This window comes from Cupriavidus sp. SIMBA_020 (assembly GCF_046535395.1).
GTDB classification, from domain to species: Bacteria; Pseudomonadota; Gammaproteobacteria; order Burkholderiales; family Burkholderiaceae; genus Cupriavidus; species Cupriavidus campinensis.
This window is the reverse complement of the sequence record NZ_JAWRWU010000470.1, coordinates 1-276: the sequence shown is the minus strand read 5'-3', so window position 1 is coordinate 276 and position 276 is coordinate 1. Positions and strand designations below refer to the sequence as shown.

Genomic DNA, 276 nt, shown 5'->3' with positions numbered 1-276 from the left:
CCCCACATGACCCACCCCGCTTTCGCCCCCGACACCGCGCCCCTCGAGGTCCTGCCGCGCGACCTGTCCGCCTACCGCCAGGGCAACACCGGCATCGACTACGTGCACCGCTTCGAGTCGGGCAAGCCCGGTCCGCATGTGCTGGTCAACGCTCTGACGCACGGCAACGAGATCTGCGGCATGGTGGCGGCCACGCACCTGCTCGATACGGGCGTGCGCCCGAAGATCGGCACGCTCACCGTGAGTTTTGCCAACATGGAGGCGTACAACGCCTTC

General features: G+C 67.8%; 1 pseudogene. It reads left to right on the top strand.

What is annotated here, in order from left to right:
* Nucleotides 1–6: 6 nt before the first annotated feature.
* Nucleotides 7–276, top strand: a pseudogene (locus SB751_RS30100) (succinylglutamate desuccinylase); the annotation flags it as partial.